The organism is Steroidobacter agaridevorans, assembly GCF_009932555.1.
In the GTDB taxonomy this organism is placed as follows: Bacteria; Pseudomonadota; Gammaproteobacteria; order Steroidobacterales; family Steroidobacteraceae; genus Steroidobacter; species Steroidobacter agaridevorans.
Map to the genome: position 1 here is coordinate 462270 of NZ_BLJO01000006.1, position 18915 is coordinate 481184.

The 18915-nt window shown below is 62.7% G+C and carries 18 protein-coding genes; 4 read left to right on the plus strand and 14 right to left on the minus strand.

What is annotated here, in order from left to right; all coding sequences use genetic code 11:
• Positions 1-76: 76 nt before the first annotated feature.
• The 14 genes from atpD to GYH35_RS23105 all read right to left on the minus strand — a co-directional run bounded on the left by atpD (position 77) and on the right by GYH35_RS23105 (position 13524).
• Positions 77-1495, minus strand: a complete 1419-nt coding sequence (gene atpD, locus GYH35_RS23040; protein ID WP_161810319.1) for a F0F1 ATP synthase subunit beta — start codon at positions 1493-1495, stop codon at positions 77-79.
• Between the two features lie 38 nt (positions 1496-1533).
• Positions 1534-2397: a F0F1 ATP synthase subunit gamma gene (atpG, locus tag GYH35_RS23045; RefSeq protein ID WP_161810318.1), complete on the minus strand. Its 864-nt coding sequence runs from the start codon at positions 2395-2397 to the stop codon at positions 1534-1536.
• Positions 2398-2419: 22 nt separating this feature from the next.
• Complete coding sequence (gene atpA / locus GYH35_RS23050) at positions 2420-3961, minus strand: F0F1 ATP synthase subunit alpha (protein WP_161810317.1); 1542 nt, start codon at positions 3959-3961, stop codon at positions 2420-2422.
• Between the two features lie 39 nt (positions 3962-4000).
• Entirely contained in the window at positions 4001-4537 is a 537-nt protein-coding gene (locus GYH35_RS23055) for a F0F1 ATP synthase subunit delta (RefSeq protein WP_161810316.1), read from the minus strand.
• A 24-nt stretch (positions 4538-4561) separates the two neighbouring features.
• Positions 4562-5041 carry a F0F1 ATP synthase subunit B gene (locus GYH35_RS23060; RefSeq protein WP_202624525.1) on the minus strand — a complete coding sequence of 160 codons (480 nt, stop codon included), beginning with the start codon at positions 5039-5041 and terminating at the stop codon, positions 4562-4564.
• Positions 5042-5119: 78 nt separating this feature from the next.
• Positions 5120-5395, minus strand: a complete 276-nt coding sequence (gene atpE, locus GYH35_RS23065) for a F0F1 ATP synthase subunit C (RefSeq protein ID WP_116808431.1) — start codon at positions 5393-5395, stop codon at positions 5120-5122.
• 56 nt (positions 5396-5451) lie between these two features.
• Positions 5452-6294, minus strand: a complete 843-nt coding sequence (gene atpB / locus GYH35_RS23070; RefSeq protein WP_161810315.1) for a F0F1 ATP synthase subunit A — start codon at positions 6292-6294, stop codon at positions 5452-5454.
• A 21-nt stretch (positions 6295-6315) separates the two neighbouring features.
• Positions 6316-6648: an ATP synthase subunit I gene (locus tag GYH35_RS23075; protein WP_161810314.1), complete on the minus strand. Its 333-nt coding sequence runs from the start codon at positions 6646-6648 to the stop codon at positions 6316-6318.
• Positions 6649-6891: 243 nt separating this feature from the next.
• Complete coding sequence (locus GYH35_RS23080) at positions 6892-9228, minus strand: DUF5916 domain-containing protein (RefSeq protein ID WP_161810313.1); 2337 nt, start codon at positions 9226-9228, stop codon at positions 6892-6894.
• A gap of 99 nt (positions 9229-9327) precedes the next feature.
• Positions 9328-10266 carry a ParB/RepB/Spo0J family partition protein gene (locus tag GYH35_RS23085; protein WP_161811322.1) on the minus strand — a complete coding sequence of 313 codons (939 nt, stop codon included), beginning with the start codon at positions 10264-10266 and terminating at the stop codon, positions 9328-9330.
• A gap of 15 nt (positions 10267-10281) precedes the next feature.
• Positions 10282-11091, minus strand: a complete 810-nt coding sequence (locus tag GYH35_RS23090; RefSeq protein ID WP_161810312.1) for a ParA family protein — start codon at positions 11089-11091, stop codon at positions 10282-10284.
• Between the two features lie 110 nt (positions 11092-11201).
• On the minus strand, positions 11202-11834 hold the full coding sequence (rsmG, locus tag GYH35_RS23095; RefSeq protein WP_202624529.1) for a 16S rRNA (guanine(527)-N(7))-methyltransferase RsmG: 633 nt from the start codon (positions 11832-11834) through the stop codon (positions 11202-11204).
• A gap of 9 nt (positions 11835-11843) precedes the next feature.
• On the minus strand, positions 11844-12836 hold the full coding sequence (locus GYH35_RS23100) for an oxidoreductase (RefSeq protein ID WP_161829597.1): 993 nt from the start codon (positions 12834-12836) through the stop codon (positions 11844-11846).
• 52 nt (positions 12837-12888) lie between these two features.
• The gene (locus GYH35_RS23105; protein ID WP_161810310.1) at positions 12889-13524 is read right to left on the minus strand and encodes a c-type cytochrome; all 636 of its coding nucleotides are present in this window, start codon (positions 13522-13524) and stop codon (positions 12889-12891) included.
• 160 nt (positions 13525-13684) lie between these two features.
• Between GYH35_RS23105 and rpoZ the strand changes: the two genes are divergently transcribed.
• From rpoZ to recG, 4 genes are all read left to right on the plus strand, one after another.
• A complete protein-coding gene (rpoZ, locus tag GYH35_RS23110) occupies positions 13685-13975 on the plus strand; it encodes a DNA-directed RNA polymerase subunit omega (protein ID WP_129641457.1) in 291 nt (96 codons plus the stop codon).
• 30 nt (positions 13976-14005) lie between these two features.
• The gene (gene spoT / locus GYH35_RS23115) at positions 14006-16177 is read left to right on the plus strand and encodes a bifunctional GTP diphosphokinase/guanosine-3',5'-bis pyrophosphate 3'-pyrophosphohydrolase (RefSeq protein ID WP_161829598.1); all 2172 of its coding nucleotides are present in this window, start codon (positions 14006-14008) and stop codon (positions 16175-16177) included.
• A gap of 63 nt (positions 16178-16240) precedes the next feature.
• Complete coding sequence (locus tag GYH35_RS23120) at positions 16241-16624, plus strand: Rid family detoxifying hydrolase (RefSeq protein ID WP_161810308.1); 384 nt, start codon at positions 16241-16243, stop codon at positions 16622-16624.
• A gap of 57 nt (positions 16625-16681) precedes the next feature.
• Positions 16682-18820, plus strand: a complete 2139-nt coding sequence (gene recG / locus GYH35_RS23125) for an ATP-dependent DNA helicase RecG (RefSeq protein WP_161829599.1) — start codon at positions 16682-16684, stop codon at positions 18818-18820.
• Positions 18821-18915 lie beyond the last annotated feature (95 nt).

An 18915-nucleotide genomic window follows, 5' to 3' on the forward strand; every position in this document is an offset into this window, starting at 1 on the left:
CTCGCTTGCGAAAGGCGCGACTTTCGCCGCGCGAGTTCGCTTCGATGGGCGGCCGATGAAGGCCGCCGCCTGACAATTACTGCAGCGTCTTCGCCTTGGCGACGGCTTCTTCGATCGCGCCGACCATGTAGAAGGCCTGCTCGGGCAGGTTGTCGTACTCGCCGTCGAGAATGCCCTTGAAGCCGCGGATGGTGTCCTTGAGCGGGACGATCTTGCCGTCCTGGCCGGTGAACACTTTCGCGACGTTGAACGGCTGCGACAGGAAGCGCTGGATCTTACGAGCGCGGGACACGGTGCGCTTGTCGTCTTCCGACAGCTCGTCCATACCCAGGATCGCGATGATGTCCTGCAGTTCCTTGTAGCGCTGGAGCACAGCCTGCACGCCGCGGGCGACGTTGTAGTGCTCTTCGCCGATGACCAGCGGATCGAGCTGACGGCTGGTGGAATCCAGCGGATCCACGGCCGGGTAGATACCCAGCGACGCGATCTGACGGGACAACACGACGGTCGCGTCCAAGTGCGCGAACGTGGTGGCCGGCGACGGATCGGTCAAGTCGTCGGCAGGCACGTACACGGCCTGAATCGACGTGATCGAGCCGGTCTTCGTCGAAGTAATGCGCTCCTGGAGCACGCCCATTTCTTCGGCCAGCGTCGGCTGGTAACCCACGGCCGACGGCATACGGCCGAGCAGCGCGGACACTTCGGTGCCGGCCAGCGTGTAACGGTAGATGTTGTCGACGAACAGCAGCACGTCGCGGCCCTTGCCGGCTTCGTTCTTTTCGTCGCGGAAGTATTCGGCCATGGTCAGACCGGTCAGCGCCACGCGCAGGCGGTTGCCCGGCGGCTCGTTCATCTGGCCGTACACCATCGCCACCTTGGAGTTGGTGAGATCGTTGGTGTCGATGACGCCCGACTCGATCATCTCGTGATAGAAGTCGTTGCCTTCGCGAGTGCGCTCGCCGACGCCCGCGAACACCGACAGACCCGAGTGCTGCTTGGCGATGTTGTTGATCAGCTCGAGCATGTTGACGGTCTTGCCCACGCCGGCGCCGCCGAACAGACCGACCTTACCGCCCTTGGCGAACGGAATGAGCAGGTCGATGACCTTGATGCCCGTGACCAGCAGGTCCTGGCCGCCCGCCTGCTCGTCGTAAGACGGCGCGGCGCGATGGATCGGCATCAGCTCCTTGGTCTGCACCGGGCCCTTCTCGTCTTGCGGGGTGCCCAGCACGTCCATGATGCGGCCGAGCGTGCCCTTGCCGACCGGCACGGAGATCGGAGCGCCGGTCGCGTTGACCTTCAGGCCGCGCTTCAAACCTTCCGACACGCCCATGGCGATGGTGCGCACGACGCCGTCGCCGAGCTGCTGCTGCACTTCCAGCGTCAGCTCGACGTCTTCGAGCTTCAGCGCTTCATACACCTTCGGAATCTGGTCGCGCGGGAATTCCACGTCGATGACCGCACCGATGATCTGGACAATCTTGCCGCTTGCCATGTGTCGTTCCTCAATAATTCTGTAATCGCGCGCGAGCGTTAGACCGCGGCGGCTCCGCCGACGATTTCACTGATCTCCTTGGTGATCGCCGCCTGGCGAGCCTTGTTGTAGATCAGCTGCAATTCTTCGATGAGCTTGCCGGCGTTGTCGGTTGCGCTCTTCATCGCGACCATGCGCGCGGCCATTTCGGAAGCGACGTTTTCCACCGCGCCCTGATAGACCTGCGATTCGATGTAGCGCATCAACACGCCCTCGAGCAGCTCGCTCGCGGACGGCTCGTAAATGTAATCCCACAGCTTCTGCAGCTTGTCTTCGTCCTCGGTGACGACCGGCAGCAGCTGACGCACGACGGGCTTCTGGCTCATCGTGTTGATGAATTCGTTGTTGACCAGGAACAGGCGGTCGAGCTTGCCTTCCTTGTACTGGTCCAGCATGACCTTCACGGTGCCGATCAGATCGTTGACGTGAGGGCGGTCGCCCAGGTGCGTGACAGTGGCCAGGGTTTCGACGCCGCCGAGACGGCGGAAGAACTGCACGCCCTTCGAGCCGATCAGGCACACCGAAACTTTCTTGCCCTGCTTCTGCCAGTCGCGCATCGCGGCCAGCGTGGCCTTGAACAGATTGACGTTCAGGCCGCCGCACAGGCCGCGATCGGTCGTGACGATGATGAAGCCGACCGCATTCACGTCGCGCTCCACCATGAACGGATGTTTGTAATCCGGATTCGCCAGGCGCAAGTGACCGATCACCGTGCGGATCTTTTCCGCGTACGGCCGCGTCGCGCGCATGCGCTCCTGCGCCTTACGCATCTTGCTCGCGGCCACCATTTCCATGGCCTTGGTGATCTTCTGCGTGCTCTTGAAGCTCGCAATCTTGACGCGGATTTCTTTTACGCCGGGCATTTACGTTCTCGGTAAACGAGCGTTAGTACGTACCGGAGGTGGCGAACTCTTCGCAGATCTTCTTCAGCGAAGCTTCGTTCTCCGGCGACAGCACCGGGTTCGAGTTGATGCCGTCGACCGCTGCCTTGTAGTTGGTCTTGGCGAACGCCTGCAGACCCGCTTCGAAGGCGCCGATCTTCTTCAGCTCGACCTTGTCCATGTAGCCGTTGTTCACGGCGTAAATGGACAGCGCCATTTCCGCCACCGACATCGGCGCGTACTGCTTCTGCTTCATCAGCTCGGTCACGCGCTGACCGCGCTCCAGCTGACGACGGGTCGACTCGTCGAGGTCGGAGGCGAACTGCGAGAACGCCGCGAGCTCGCGATACTGCGCGAGGGCGAGACGAATGCCGCCGCCGAGCTTGGAGATGATCTTGGTCTGCGCGGCGCCGCCGACGCGGGACACGGACACGCCCGCGTTCATCGCAGGACGGATACCGGCGTTGAACAGATCGCCTTCCAGGAAGATCTGGCCGTCGGTGATGGAGATGACGTTGGTCGGCACGAACGCCGTCACGTCACCCGCCTGGGTTTCGATGATGGGCAGACCGGTGAGCGAGCCCGTCTTGCCTTTGACGCGGCCGCCGGTCGCCTTCTCCACGTACTCCTCGTTCACGCGAGCGGAACGCTCGAGCAGACGCGAGTGCAGGTAGAACACGTCGCCCGGATACGCTTCGCGGCCCGGCGGACGACGCAGCAGCAGGGAGATCTGGCGGTACGCCCACGCCTGCTTGGTCAAGTCGTCATAAATGATCAGCGCGTCTTCGCCGTTGTCCATGAAGTACTCGCCCATGGCGCAACCGGAGTACGGCGCGAGGTACTGCATCGAAGCAGGCGTCGAAGCGGAAGCGGCCACGATGATCGTGTGCTTCATCGCGTCGTGCTCTTCCAGCTTGCGCACCACGTTCGCGATCGAGCTCTGCTTCTGGCCGATGGCGACGTAGATACACTTAATGCCGGAGTTCTTCTGGTTGATGATGGTGTCGATGGCCAGCGCGGTCTTGCCGGTCTGGCGGTCGCCGATGATCAGCTCGCGCTGACCGCGGCCGACGGGCACCATCGAGTCGACGGCCTTGTAACCGGTCTGCACCGGCTGGCTGACCGACTTACGGAACACCACGCCCGGCGCCACGCGCTCGATGGGCGAGTTACGGGTTGCCTGGATCGGGCCCTTGCCGTCGATCGGGTTGCCGAGGGCGTCGACCACGCGGCCGAGCAAGCCTTCGCCGACCGGCACTTCGAGAATGCGGCCGGTGGTCTTCACCGTGTCGCCTTCGACGATGTGCTTGTACTCGCCCAGCACCACGGCGCCGACCGAGTCCTGCTCCAGGTTCAGCGCCAGGCCGAAGCTGCCGCCGGGGAATTCCAACATTTCGCCGTACTTCACGTCGGCGAGGCCGTGCACGCGCACGATACCGTCGGTCACGGTGACCACCGTGCCGATGTTCGCTTCTTCGGTGGCGCTCGAGAACTTCTCGATGCGGGACTTGATCAGATCGCTGATTTCAGATGCCTTGATGGCCATGCTCAATCCTCGGTCAATTCTGTGTAAGGGCCGGCGCTATCAATGACTCATCTCGACCGCCAACCGGTCGAGGCGCGCCTTCAGCGATCCATCGATGACGAAATCGCCCGCGCGCACGATGGCGCCGCCGATCAGCGATGCGTCCACTTCGCAATGCAAGCGCACTTCGCGCTGCAAACGTTTCTTCAGGGCCGACGCGAGGCGCTGCTTCTGCGCCTCGTTCAGCTCCACCGCCGAAACCACCTGCACATCGGCGGTGTTCTCGGCTTCGGCCCGCAGTCCCTCGTACATTGAGGCAATTTCCGGCAGCAGCACCAGTCGGCGATTGCTCGCCAGCGTGGCCAGGAAATTGCGGGTCTGCTCGTCCAGATCGCTGCCGACGATGTCCGCGATCAAGCCGGAGAGTTGCTCCGGCGTGACACGCGGGCTCGACAGCAGTCCGGCAACGCGCTCGTCCTGCACCACCGACGAGGCGGTTGCCAGCACCTTGGACCAGCGTTCCAGCGCGTGGTGTTGACGCGCCGATTCGAACGCAGCCTTGGCGTAGGGGCGGGCGATGGTGGCTTTTTCGGCCATGAGTGCTCCGTTGCGACGAGCGCGTTAACCGCGCTCGATCTCCAGCGCCAGCTTGTCGAGCAAGTCGGCGTGGGCCTTGGCGTCGATCTCACGACCGAGCAGCTTGCTGGCGCCGAACACCGCCAGATTGGCGGCGTCGCGACGCAGCTCTTCGCGGGCGCGAGTCGATTCCAGTGCGGCTTCCTGGCGCGCACCGGCAATCAGACGCTCGGCTTCCGCCGATGCGACACCGCGAGCTTCCTCGGCCATTTCCACCGAGCGGCGATTGGCCTGTTCGACGATCTTCGCGGCGCGCGCGTGCGCTTCCTTGATGATGTCGTTGGCCGAGTTCTTGGCTTCCGCCAAGCTCTTTTCGCCCTTCTCGGCAGCCGCGAGACCCTCGGCAATCTTCTTCTGCCGATCCTCGATGGCCGCGATGATGTGCGGCCAACCGAACTTCATGACCATCCAGGCCACCGCGAAGAACGCGATGCCCTGGACGACGATGGTTATTGTGGGATCCATGCTTGCTCCGATTCACTTGTGGCGGCCCAGACCTTGGGTCTTGACACCGCCTGGCCGATCGAACTTTCGGTCGGCGAATTAGCCGCCGAGCTGACCGATGAACGGATTCGCGAAGATCAACAGCAGAGCGATGGCGACGCCGATGATGGGAATCGCGTCCAGCAAGCCGGCGACGATGAACATCTTCGTCTGCAGCATGCCGGTCAGCTCCGGCTGGCGAGCCGAGCCTTCCAGGAACTTGCCGCCGAGCAACGCGAAGCCGATCGCGGTGCCGAGCGCGCCGAGGCCGATGAGCAGACCCGCGGCAATCACGGTGAAGCTCATGACGTCGGCAATCTGAGTGATGTTCTCCATTTGAATCTCCGGTGCGTGCAGAAAAACTAGTTAGTAATCAAACGATCGAAACGAAATCAGTGATGCTCGGCGGCCATGCTGAGATACACGATGGTCAGCATCATGAAGATGAATGCTTGCAGCGTGATGATCAGGATATGAAACGCGGTCCAGACGAAGCCCGCGACGAACTGCAGCGGCGCCATCACGTAGGTGAGGCCGCTCGACAGGCTCGCGCCCAGCGTCATACAGGCGATCAGGATGAAGATCAGCTCGCCGGCGTACATATTGCCGAACAGACGCAGCGCCAGCGATACCGGGCGCACCGCCTCTTCGATCAGGCGCAGCAGCAGATTGGCCGGCGCCAACAGGATCTTGCCGATCAGGTTCGGCGCATGGAACGGCGCCGTGAACATCTCGCCGACGAACGTGCCGATGCCCTTGTGCTTGATGCCGAAAACCTGGATCAGCAGGAACACCGTCAGCGACATGGCCAGCGTGGTGTTGAGGTCCGCGGTCGGCACGATGCGCAGATAAGGAACGCCCGCCGCGGCCGCCGCAGTCGGCACCCAGTCCACCGGGATCATGTCCAGGAAGTTCATCAGGAACGTCAGGCAGAAGATGGTGAGCGCCAGCGGCGCGATCAGCTTGCTCTTGCCATGGAAGGTTTCCTTCACGGAGGTGTCGACGAACTCGACGATCATCTCGATGAAGCACTGGAATTTGCCGGGAACGCCGGTGGTCGCGCGACGCGCCACGCGCAGGAACAGGAACAGGAACACGGCGGCGCACAGCAGCTTGAAAAAGATGCTGTCGAGATGAAGCACCCAGAAGCTGCCCTCACCGACGGGCTTCTCCAAAAAATGGAGATGGTGCTTGATGTAATCGGTCATGGTCGCCGGACCACCATGCTCAGCCATCAACCCACCTCGCCTACAAAGCTATTTGAAGATTCCCATTGCGACCCAGAACCCGGACTGCGCGGCCAATAAGCCGATCAGCAGGGGCAGCGGTTCCATACCGCCGCGAGTCAAAGCCAGCGCAAATGCGCCGATCACCCAAATCCACTTCAACAATTCGCCTGCGTAGAACCCGCGCGCCGCGCTGGCCGCCGGCCAGTCTGTGGCGAACAACCGCCATGCGAACACGAGAGTCCCCAACGCGATGATCAAACCACCCGCGACTGCCGAGCGGGCCGCGTTCCAGCCGCTCGACATCAAGAACACGAGTGCTGCCAGACCCGTGCATGCCAGCTGTATGGCGGCGAATTTCAACGCCAGGAGCTTGCCGCGGCGCGCAGTGACGTTCACGTGTTTGGCACGTATTGGATTACCGCCCGGCCTGAAACGGCGGCGAATTATACGCAGCGTTTTGCAGTGCTACAAGGAAGATGAAGCGTGTCTTATCGTGAATTATGACTATAGGTCTGCGTTGACACCGTGCGGGTGGTGCATTTTGTCTCAGGGTCTTGACAGCAGCAGCCACCTACACCACTCGGCGCGTCACCCACGCCAGAATTACAACTTGTAGCGGAGCTTGATCAGGAACTGATCGGCGTCCCGCACATCGGTCATGTCACGGAACAACTGGCTCACGCCGCGCTCGTCTTCGTCGATGAAATTGTAACCGCCGCGGGCGTAGACCAGAAACAGTTCCGACATCGGCCCGATCTCGTACCGGTAACGGATCTGCAGACCGAGATTGTTGACGGTGAAGGGCGCGACCGGGTCGCTGCTGGGTAACAGGTTGCCCGCGGCATCGGTGCGATAGGCGCTGCGCAGATCGGCGTCGATGCCGATCCACTGCCATTTGACGCGCAACTCATGGCGCGGCGCGGGAATCCAGTCCAGGCGGAAGTCGTAGTCGAAGCGCTTGGCGCGGTACGAGCCAAACAGATTGCTGTCCTCCCAGACCAGCCAGTCGGCGGAATATTGCGGCAATAAATCCACCCGCAGCGTCAGTTTCTCGGTCGGGTACCAGGCGGCCAGGAATTGCAGCCAGCCCGAATAGTCCTCGACCCCCTGTTGGAACAGATAGCCGCCCAATGTGAATTGCCAGTCGCCATAGCGCGGCGTGGTGATGTCCATGTATGCGGACACGCGCTCGTCCAGGCGCACCGGGCCGTTGCCGCGTGAGATCAGATCGTCCACGCCGCTGGTCACATAGCGCACTTCCTGGAAAGCTTTCCACGCACTCGCGTAACTCACATCGCGCGACAACAGGAACCGCGATTGCAACCGTTGCCCGTCGGTGTTCTCACGATAAAACGTGTAGAGCCGCTGCGTTTCGCCGCTCACGCGCCCGCCGTCGCTGGCGACGCGAAGATTGGTTTCCCACTCGACCTGCTTCAGCGCGTTGCGCTCCATGTAACCGAGATCGTTCAGGTCGAACGAGTCGTCGATGTACAGCAGCTTCATCGTGTGCGTGAGCGGCGAGCTGCGGTTGAAGTCGGCCTGCAGCCAGCTCTCGTAACCATGAGTGTTCTCTTCGAAACGCGCGGGCTCGGTGCCACGCGCCAGCGCCAGGTCCATGAGATTCATGCCGCTGGTGCCGATATCGGAGCGGATCACCTGGCCGCTGATGCGCCAGTCCTCGCTCGGCGTGAGCTCGTAATCGACAGCGTTCACGAGCGCGTCGCGATCGAGAAACGGCCGGTCCGCCCAGGTGCCGAGATAACCGATGCGCGCATGATCCATCGGCAGCGCCAGGCGGGTGGCCGCAAACAAGCGGCCAGCACCGTTGCGATAGTCGTGTTCCTGCGCGACGAAGCCGCCGTACACCAGCTGCCCCGCGGTGCCGGTGAGCTTGAGCGCTGCATCGATGTCGGATGAGGCGGCACTGCCGTCGTCGGCCGCCGCACCGATGCGTCTCGTATAAACGAGTTGTCCGTTGGTCGGCGTGCGCAGATCGAAAATGCCCTGGTTCTCGGTGAAAAAAGGCCGCTTGTCGGTGAACACCACCTCGATGGCCGAGAAATCCACCACCAGCTCGTCGCTTTCCACCTGGCCGAAGTCGGGATTGAGCGTCGCCGACAGCCACAGATTTGGCGACGCTTTCCAATTGATGTCGGCGCCGGCCTTGAAGCGCGTGTGGTCATCGACGAAATCGGAGATCAGCGTGCCGTACGGCACGACATCCAGGCTCGCGACCGACGCGTGCTGTGAGATTTCGATGCGCTGGAAATCGGAAAGAAATACCGCCGCTTCGCTGGTGATGCCGGGACACGCATAGCGCTCGCCGCGCTCGAACAGATAGCGCGTGCCGTACACGCCGATGGTGCGCGTATCGGCGCCCGAGCCCCGCATGCTGATGCTGGACCAGGGAATGAATATTTCCACGAACCACTGCTGCCCGGTTTCGTGGACGGCGTGCTGCCAGGCGCCGTCCCAGTCGCGGTCGAATTTGTTCTGGTTGGTGATCAAGCCGTCGCGAATGCCGCCGCCCAGGCCGACCGTGAATTCGTAGCCGATCTGCGCGTTGGCGTCGAAGTCCACCATCAGGGAGACGGTGTCGCCGATCAGCCGCTCCGAATCGCGCGGCGTGCGCGGCTTGATGCGTCGTTCGCTGGGCGGCTGATCGATGACGAACGCCGCGGCCAGGCCGCCTTCGGTGGAGAGAATGTGCAGCTCGTTGCCGTAACGGGGCTGATCGCGTGCGAACGGCAATGTGCGCTGCCAGTCCTTGCAAACGGTCGCGCCCTGCCATTCCGGCTCGTCGATGCGGCCGTCGATAACCAATTCGGCGTGCGCAGTCGTACAACAAATCGTAACGAATGCCAGCAGCAGCAACGCACACAGAATTGTAGCGAGCGGAGTGCGCGGCGCCGCGCCGTTCAGCACTGGCGCCGTTCGCATATTGAACGGACCTCCCGCGAACAGACTTCCCTGAAACGCCGAATCATGAACCTTACCTGGTATTGCTGATGGCGAGGCGTGGCCGTTGGCGACGCCGTTCTAACGAATATGCTCGAGAATGCCGTCGAGCTCTTCCAGCGTATGGTAGCTGATCACCAGCTTGCCCTTGCCGGATGAGGCGTGCTGGACCTGCACTTTCGCTCCCAGCTTCTCGCTCAGGTCCGCCTCGAGCTTGCGAATGTTCGGATCGGCGCGGGTCGCGGCATCGTGCGAGCCCGCCGATGGCTGCGACTGCAGCCGCTTCACCAATGCTTCGGTCTCACGGACCGACAGCTTCTGCTGCGCGACCTGCGAGGCCACTTCGGCCTGCTGACGTTTGTTCTCGAGGGTGAGCAACGCACGCGCGTGGCCCATGTCGAGCTCGCGATGCTCGACCAGCCTGCTGGCGTCTTCGCCCAACTCGAGCAAGCGCAACAGATTGCTCACCGCGGAACGCGAGCGGCCGACGGCTTCCGCCGCCGTGGCGTGCGTCATTTCGAATTCAGTAATCAGCCGTTGAAGGGCGCGCGCTTCTTCCAGCGGGTTCAGGTTTTCACGCTGGATGTTTTCGATGAGCGCCATCGCGATGGCGGCTTCATCGGGCACGCGGCGGATGACCGCCGGGATCTCATGCAAACCGGCCAGCTGAGCCGCGCGCCAGCGGCGCTCGCCGGCGATGATTTCGTAACGCTGCTCGGCCTGATTCTCCGCCGGATTGTTCGCGTACGAGCCATCGGCATTGATCGGGCGCACGACGATGGGCTGCACCACGCCCTGCGCTTTGATCGAGTCGGCCAGCTCCTGCAATGTTTCCTGACGCAGATCGATGCGCGGCTGGTACTTGCCACGCTGTAACAAATCCACCGGCAGCTTGCGCAACTCTTCGTCGACCGGCCGTAGCGCCGTCACCACGGCAGCAGCGGCAGGAGAAGCGGCCGCGGCAGGCTGCCCGAGCAGGGCGCCCAGCCCACGGCTGAGACGGGGTTGTTTATTCGCCATTGTCATGGTTCGTCACTATGACGCGACCGCGTCAGCAGCGGGCGGCGCCACGTTGAATGTTTCTTCCTCTCGACGAATCATTTCGCCGGCCAGCGCCAGATAAGCCAGCGCGCCGCGCGATTCTTTATCGTAGTGCAACGCCGGTTTGCCGAAGCTCGGCGCTTCCGCGAGCCGCACGTTGCGGGGAATGATGGAGCGGAACACTTTGTCGCCAAAATGCTCGATCAGCTGTTGCGACACTTCGTTCGCCAGATTGTTACGCGGGTCGAACATGGTGCGCAGGATGCCGCCGATCTCCAGCTTCGGATTGGGCCCGGCCTTGATCTGTTCGATCGTGTTGATCAAGGCGGTTAACCCCTCCAGCGCGTAATACTCACATTGCATCGGAATCAGCACGCCTTCGGCCGCGACCAGGGCGTTCACCGTCAGCATGTTCAGCGCCGGCGGACAGTCGATCAGCACCATGTCGAACTCCGACAGCACCGGCTGCAGCGCGTCCCGCAAGCGGGACTCGCAACCGGGCTTGCCCATCATCTCGACATCGGCCGCAACCAGATCCTGGTTGGCCGGCATCACCTTGAAATCCGCGTAGTCGACCGCGCGCAGCGCCGAGGCAGCGTCGCTGTCACCGAGCAGCACGTCAGTGGTTGACCGCTCCACGGTGCGCTTGTCGATGCCGCAACCCATGGTGGCGTTGCCCTGCGGATCGATATCGATCAGCAGCACGCGTCGCTTGGTCGCCGCCAGCGATGCGGCCAGATTGACGCTCGTCGTGGTCTTGCCGACGCCGCCTTTCTGGTTGGTGATGGCGAGAATGCGATGCATGGAATATTGAATGGGACCAGTCCGTTAGTGAGTCACACAATCGGCACAACGCTGAATCTGCAAGTTAATCTTGAGCTGAAGGCAGTGGGCTTCGACCGCCGACCGTGGCGCTACAGCCGCTCGTGGCTGCGGCAGAGTTCCACAAGATGCCGCTCTTCGTCCAGAGCGGGCACGTTAAGTCGATGGATAGCCGCGAGTTTCCAGCCGCTCGGCAACTTGCCGAGCTCGTCCTCGGGATACCGCCCCTTCATCGCCAGCAGTCGCCCGCCGCCGACACATAAATGACCGGCCCATTTGACGAATTGCTCTACCGGCCCCACCGCGCGCGACAACACGATATCGAATCGTTGCGCCGGGCGGAAATTTTCCGCGCGCGTATGCACGGTTTGCACATTGGGCAACTCCAGCAACGCTGCGGCATGTTCTATGAACTTCAGTTTCTTGGCGGTGGAATCGAGCAGCATGAACTGCCTGGAAGGATTGACGATGGCAAGCGGCAAGCCGGGAAAACCCGCGCCCGTGCCTACGTCGAGCACTCGCTCCCCGTGCAGAAACGGCTGCACGGACAGGCTGTCCAGCAAATGCTTGGTGATCTGCGCGGGCCGCTCGCGGATCGCGGTCAGATTCATGCGCTGATTCCAGTCGTCCAGCTCGTCGAGCAGACGGATCAGCTGTTGGGCCTGGCGGTCGGTCAGCTCGATACCCAGCTGAGCCGCACCGGCAATGAGAGTGGGATCGCTCACGAACAACGCTCAACCTGCGATGCGCACGACCGTACGGCCGGTGACACCCGCTTGCAAATAACCATCGAACGCGCCGGGCAGCTGCTCGAACGCAATCGTGCGCGTCACGATGCTGTCGAGATGGCGCGGCTTGAGATCGGTCGCGAGCCGCTGCCACACCTGCAGGCGCAGCGGTCGCGGCGTGTATACAGAGTTGATGCCGAGCAAGCTCACGCCGCGCAGAATGAACGGCATCACCGTGGTCTTCAGCTCGGGACTGGCCGCCAGGCCGATGCTGGCGATGTTGCCCCAGAACTTGACCGTGCGCGTCAGCCAGGTGAGCAACTCGCCGCCGACATTGTCGATGGCTCCGGCGAACTGCGCCTCTTCCAACGGCCGTGAGCCGGTGTTGATCCGATCTCGGAGCAACACGCGCGCGGCGCCGAGACGCTGCAAATAATCGACGGAAGACTGTTTGCCTGTGACGGCAACGACGCTGTAGCCACGCGCGGCCAACATATCGACGGCGATACTGCCGACACCGCCCGTCGCGCCTGTTACAACGATCTCGCCGCCGTCCGGCTGCTGCCCGTTCTGCTCCATACGATGAACGGCGAGCGCGGCGGTATAACCCGCGGTGCCGATCGCCATGGCCTGGAATTCATCCAGACCCGAAGGAATCGGCACGACTGAATCGCTCTTCAAGCGCGCGTACTCGGCATAGCCGCCATCGCGCGTTTCGGACAGCTCGCTGCCCGTCACCAGCACTTTCTGCCCTGGCTGAAACTGCGGATCGCTGGACGACACGACTTCGCCCGCGAGATCGATGCCGCCCACCAGCGGATAACGCCGCAGGATCTTGCCCGCGCCGGTCGCGGCGAGCGCGTCCTTATAGTTGATGGTGGAGTAGCGGACTTTGACGACGACCTCGCCCTCGGCGAGATCGTTCAGGCCAATCGTCTCCATGCGGGAGACGATCTTGCCGCCTTCCTGGTGGATGCGAAACGCGCGAAAGCTCTGCATGAAAGGTCGCTCCCGCGCGCGTCAATGAACAATCAGGTAAGCGAGTGCGCGCTTACTCGGTTTCGCACTTGCCGTGATCGCGAACCTGATCGGTGGTGCACACGGCCTGCTGCTTGGAGAAGAACTCGGCGAGCGCTTCGAAATCCTTCTCGTCCACGCCGCTGATGATGCCGGCCATGATCGGGTTCTTGCGCTTGCCGCTCTTGTAGTCCTTGAGCGCGTGCACGAGGTAGTCCGCCGGCTGGCCGGCCAGCTTCGGGTAGTCCGGAGCCACGGTCTTGGCGCCATCGGCGCCGTGGCAGGCGACGCAGGTCTGAGTGGCCGGCGGCGGGGTGCCGACGACTTCCTTGTTCGGGATGCCGCCGCCCGCGCTCAGGAACGCGGCGATGTCGGCCTTCTCTTCGTCGGTCAGCGTCGCGGCCTGCGCATGCATGGTCGGATGCGGACGCTCGCCCTTGGCGTAGGCGTTCAGCGCACTGACCAGATAAGCCTCGTTCTGGCCGCCCAGTTTCGGCACGCGGTAGTTCGGGTAAGCATTCTTATAGTCGGGAACGCCATGGCAGCCGTGGCAGGTGTAAGCCAGGACCTTGCCTTTGGCGGCATCGCCGGCGCTGGCGGTCGACGACAGGGAAACCGCAGCCAGCAAGCCCAGCCCGATGACCGATACCGGGCTCAATCGAAACGTCATAACCCACTCTCTCCGCTTCTTACCGGCGTACTGTTGCCAGAAAACCTTAGGGACCCCGGCCGGCGGGGCGCGGTATGGTACCTGAAGTCACTGTTCCGGGCACTGCCTCGGGTATACTCCCAGGCCATTCCCCCCGTTTTGGTTCTGTCCGAGGTTTTCCATGGCCCGTATTACCGTCGAAGACTCCCTCCACAACATCCCGAACCTGTTCCAGCTGGTGCTGGTCGCCGCCAAGCGCGCCCGCAAGCTGGCCAACGGCGCCGAGGCGACCGTGGAGTGGGAAAACGACAAGCCCACCGTGGTCGCGCTGCGCGAAATCGCCGCCGGTCACATCGGCCCCGAGATCCTCGAGGAAGCCGAGCGCGCTCCGCAGCCCGAGCTCATGCCTGAACCGGACATGGCAGGCATGTCGGGCGAGCTGCGCGCGCCTCATCTCGGCCTCGGAGATTGAGTCGCGCCTTAAAGTCCCCAGCCTCAGCTTATGGACTACGCGTCTTCCATCCTCAACCTGTTACCTACCGGAAGACGCTCGATAGGGGTCAACCAGCTGCTCAATAAGCTGGAGACCTACCTGCCCCCCGCGCAGGTCGACCGGATCCGCGACGCTTATGAATTCGGCGCCGAGGCCCACGAGGGCCAGAAGCGCCTGAGCGGCGAGCCTTACATCGCGCATCCGGTCGCTGTCGCTCACATCCTCGCCGACCTGCATATGGATGCGCCGACCATCGTGGCGGCCATCCTGCACGACGTGATCGAGGACACGCCCACGGCCAAGGACGAGATCGCCGAACGCTTCGGCGCCGATGTCGCGGAGTTGGTCGATGGCGTCTCGAAGCTGGATCACATTCAGTTTCGATCGCGCGCCGAGGCGCAGGCTGAAAGCTTCCGCAAAATGCTGCTCGCCATGGTCCGCGACATTCGCGTGATCATGGTCAAGCTCGCCGACCGCACGCACAACATGCGCACGCTCGGCTCGGTGCCGCCTGCAAAACGCCGCACCGTCGCGCGCGAGACGCTCGAGATCTACGCGCCGATCGCGAATCGTCTCGGCATTCATACGGTGAAGTCGGAGTTGGAAGAGCTCGGCTTCAAGGCGCTCTACCCCGGCCGTCATCGCATCATCGAAAAGGCGCTGAAGAAGGCGCGCGGCAATCAGAAGCAGTTCGTCGGCAAGATCGCGGACAACGTGCGCACCGCGCTCGAGAAGGCGCAGGTGAAAGGCCGCGTCGAAGGCCGCGAGAAGCATCTCTACAGCATCTATCAGAAGATGCGCCGTAAGCGCGCGCCGCTGACGTCCATCGTCGATATGTTCGGCTTCCGCATCGTCGTGGACTCGATCGACACCTGCTATCGCGCGCTCGGCATCGTGCACGGCTTGTATCGACCGATGCCGGGACGCTTCAAGGATTACATCGCGATTCCGCGCATCAACGGCTATCAGTCGTTACATACGACCCTGTTCGGTCCGAACGGCATGCCCATCGAAGTGCAGATCCGCACCGAGGACATGCATCGCATCGCTGAGTCAGGCATTGCGGCGCACTGGCAGTACAAGACTGGCGAAGATTCCAGCGACGCAGGCCGCGCCTATCGCGACCGCGCAAGCGAATGGCTGCAGCACCTGATGGAGATGCCCCACAGCGGCAACTCCGCCGAGGAATTCATGGAGAGCGTCAAGCTCGACCTGTTCCCGGACAAGGTGTACGTCTTTACGCCGCGCGGCGAGATTCGCCGTTTGCCGCGTAATGCCACGGCGGTGGACTTCGCATATTCCGTGCATACGGACATCGGCAATCACTGCGTGGCTGCGAAAGTAGATCGCCGCCTCGTGCCCCTGCGCACGCCGCTGCGTAACGGTCAGACCGTGGAAATCATCACGGCGAAAGGCGCGACGCCGAATCCCGCGTGGGTGAACTTCGTCGTGACCGCGAAAGCGCGCGCGGCGATCCGTCACTACTTGAAAGGGTTGAAACACGGCGAAGCGGTCGAGCTGGGCAAGCGCATGCTGAGCCAGGCGCTGCAGGATGTGTCGCTGGTGCTGAAGAAGATTCCGGAGGAGCGTCTGCAGGCGGCCGCCGCGGAGCTCAATCTCAAAACGCCGGACGAGTTGTTCGAAAAGATCGGCCTTGGCGAACGCTTGGCCGCGCTGGTCGCGCGCCGTCTGTTGCCCGCGGACGGCACTCATCAGCCGGAACCGACCACGCAAGCCGAACCGCTCGCCATCGCGGGCACCGAAGGCATGGTGGTCAGCTACGCGCGCTGCTGCTTCCCGATCCCGAACGATCCGATCATGGCGTACCTGTCGAGCGGCCGAGGCGTCGTGATCCATCGCGAGGCCTGCGGCAATCTGCGCAACTATCGCAAGCAGCCGGACAAGTGGCTCACGGTTACCTGGCAGCCGAATGTGGATCGCTTGTTCAACGTCGAGGTGCGCATCGACGTGGCGAATCGCATGGGCGTGCTCGCGGCGATTGCCTCGAATATCGCGACGACCGAGACCAACATCGAACACGTCGCGGTCGACGAGCGCGACGGCGACGCATCGACCCTGATCTTCGATCTGCAAGTGCGCGACCGTAAACACCTGGCGCACGTGATCAAGAACCTCCGCAAGATGCCGGAAGTATTGCGCGTGACGCGAGTGATCGCCTGAGGTGGCCATTGCGCGCGAACGCGCGCAAAATCCGCGCTCCTCGTCAGCAACGGTTGAATCATCATGGCGCGCGAAATCATTGCGACTCCGAACGCTCCCAAGGCCATCGGCACCTATTCCCAGGCGGTGAAGGTGGGCAAGACCGTGTACGTCTCCGGCCAGATCGCGCTGGATCCCGCCACCGGCGAGATGGTGCAAACCTCGATCGATGCCGAGATCCGCCGCGTGTTCGACAACCTGAAGGCTATCGTCGGCGCCGCCGGCGGTAACTTCTCGCAGGTGACGCGAGCGACGGTGTTCATTCTGGATTTCGGCGTCTTCCCGACGTTGAACAAGATCATGGCGGAGTATTTCGCCGAGCCCTATCCCTCGCGCGTCACTGTGCAGGTGTCGGCGCTGCCGAAGAATGCGAACGTGGAGATCGATTGCATCGTCGAGCTCGACTGAAGAGGGTTTGATGAATGGCGGCAGCTGCCGGCGTCGGCTGCCGTACACTTGCGGTGAATGAGCCCTTCCCCTTCCAACAGCAAACGGTCTCGAGGCGGCGCAGACCTGCCCGCGGCCGCGGTGTCGCCGGAGATTCGTCCGGTCACGGCCCTGCGTGGCGTTGGCGATGCGTTGGCGGGGAAGCTGGCGAAGCTGGGCATCACGACGATTCAGGATCTGCTGTTCCTGTTACCGCTTCGGTACGAAGACCGCACGCAAGTCATTCCCATCGGCTCGTTAAGTCATGGCGACCGCGCCGTCGTCGAAGGCGAAGTGCAGCTGGCTGAGATCGCATTCCGCGGACGTCGCCAGCTCCTGTGTCGCATTGGTGACGGCTCCGGCTGGCTGACGTTGCGGTTCTTTCATTTCAGCAACTCACAACACGAGCAGATGAGCCGCGGCACGCGCCTGCGTTGCTACGGAGAAATTCGCCGCGGGCCGAGCGGGTTGGAAATCGTTCATCCCGAGTATCGGCGCGTCGCCGCCGATGCGGCACCGACAACCGAGGATGTGCTCACGCCCATCTATCCATTGACCGAAGGCGTGCAACAAGGCCGCCTGCGACAGCTCACTGCAATGGCGCTACGTGAGTTTGCGAATCGAACCGTGCAGGACTGGGTGCCGCCGGCTGTGTTGGCGCAACTGCAACTGCCGCCGCTGCGTGAAGCGCTTCAATACGTTCATCGGCCGCCGCCGGATGCGGATCTCGATTTGCTGGCGACGGGGCAGCATCCGATGCAGCGACGTCTCGCATTCGAGGAACTGCTCGCGCATCAGCTGAGCCTGCGATTGCTGCGACGTGAGATTCAGCGCGATCCGGGTTGGCAGTTCACGGTCGGCGAGCCCTTGATCGATCGCTTTCTCCAGAGCTTGCCCTTCAAACCAACCGGCGCGCAGACGCGCGCGTGGCGTGATATCGAGCGCGATCTTTCGCAGTCGAGTCCGATGCTTCGCCTGGTTCAAGGCGACGTCGGCTGTGGTAAGACGTTGGTCGCGGCACTGGCAGCGTTGCGAGCGGTAGAAGCGGGCTTTCAGGTCGCGGTAATGGCGCCAACCGAACTGCTCGCCGACCAGCACGCTCGCAATTTCACAAACTGGCTGGCGCCGCTGGAGTTATATCCGGCGTTGATCACCGGCAAACGCACGGCCGCGGCTCGAGCGAGATCGTTGGCGGATCTGGCCTCGGGCGAAGCGAAGATCGCGATCGGCACGCACGCGCTCTTTCAACAGGAGGTCGAGTTTCGACGACTCGGCCTGGTGATCGTCGATGAGCAACATCGTTTCGGTGTGCATCAACGGTTGCTGCTACGGGAAAAGGGCCTGGCGTCGGGGCGATATCCGCATCAGCTCATCATGACGGCGACGCCGATTCCGCGAACGCTGGCGATGACGGCTTACGCCGATCTGGATGTTTCCGTGATCGATGAGCTGCCGCCGGGGCGCACGCCGGTGAAGACCGTCGCGCTGCCCGAGAATCGGCGCGATGAAGTCGTGTTGAGGATTCGCGATGCCTGCCGGCAGAAGCGTCAGGCGTATTGGGTCTGCCCGCTCATCGAAGAATCCGATCAGCTCGAAGCGCAAGCCGCCGAAGACACGGTCACCGCCTTGGCCGAGGCGCTGCAGGAATTGAAGGTCGGACTGGTTCATGGCCGCATGTCGCCCAAAGAGAAAGAGGCGGTGATGGGGCGCTTCAAAGAGGGCGCGATCGATCTGCTGGTGGCGACGACGGTCATCGAAGTCGGCGTCGACGTGCCGAATGCGAGTTTGATGGTCATCGAGAATGCTGAACGCATGGGCCTGGCGCAGCTCCATCAGCTGCGCGGCCGCGTCGGGCGAGGCGCGGCTGAGAGCACCTGCGTGCTGCTGTATCGGACGCCGCTGTCGGAGGTCGCGCGTGAGCGTTTATCTGTCATGCGAGCGACCAACGATGGCTTCGAGATTTCCCGTCGCGACCTGGAATTGCGCGGGCCCGGCGAGCTGCTGGGCACGAAACAGACCGGCCTGATGCAAATGCGCGTGGCGGAACTGGTGCGTGATGCCGATTTGCTGCCGAAAGTTCAGGAAGTGGCGGAATTGATGCTCAAGGAAAATGAGGCCAACATAGCGCCGCTGTTGCGGCGCTGGATTGGACAGGGCGAACGGTTCGGCAAGGTTTAAACGGTCAGATTCGTGGCAGATTCACACAACGCGCATCACCCGGATAAGACGCAACCGCTGGACACGACGCCAGCCGCGCCGAAGTCCGCGCCTGC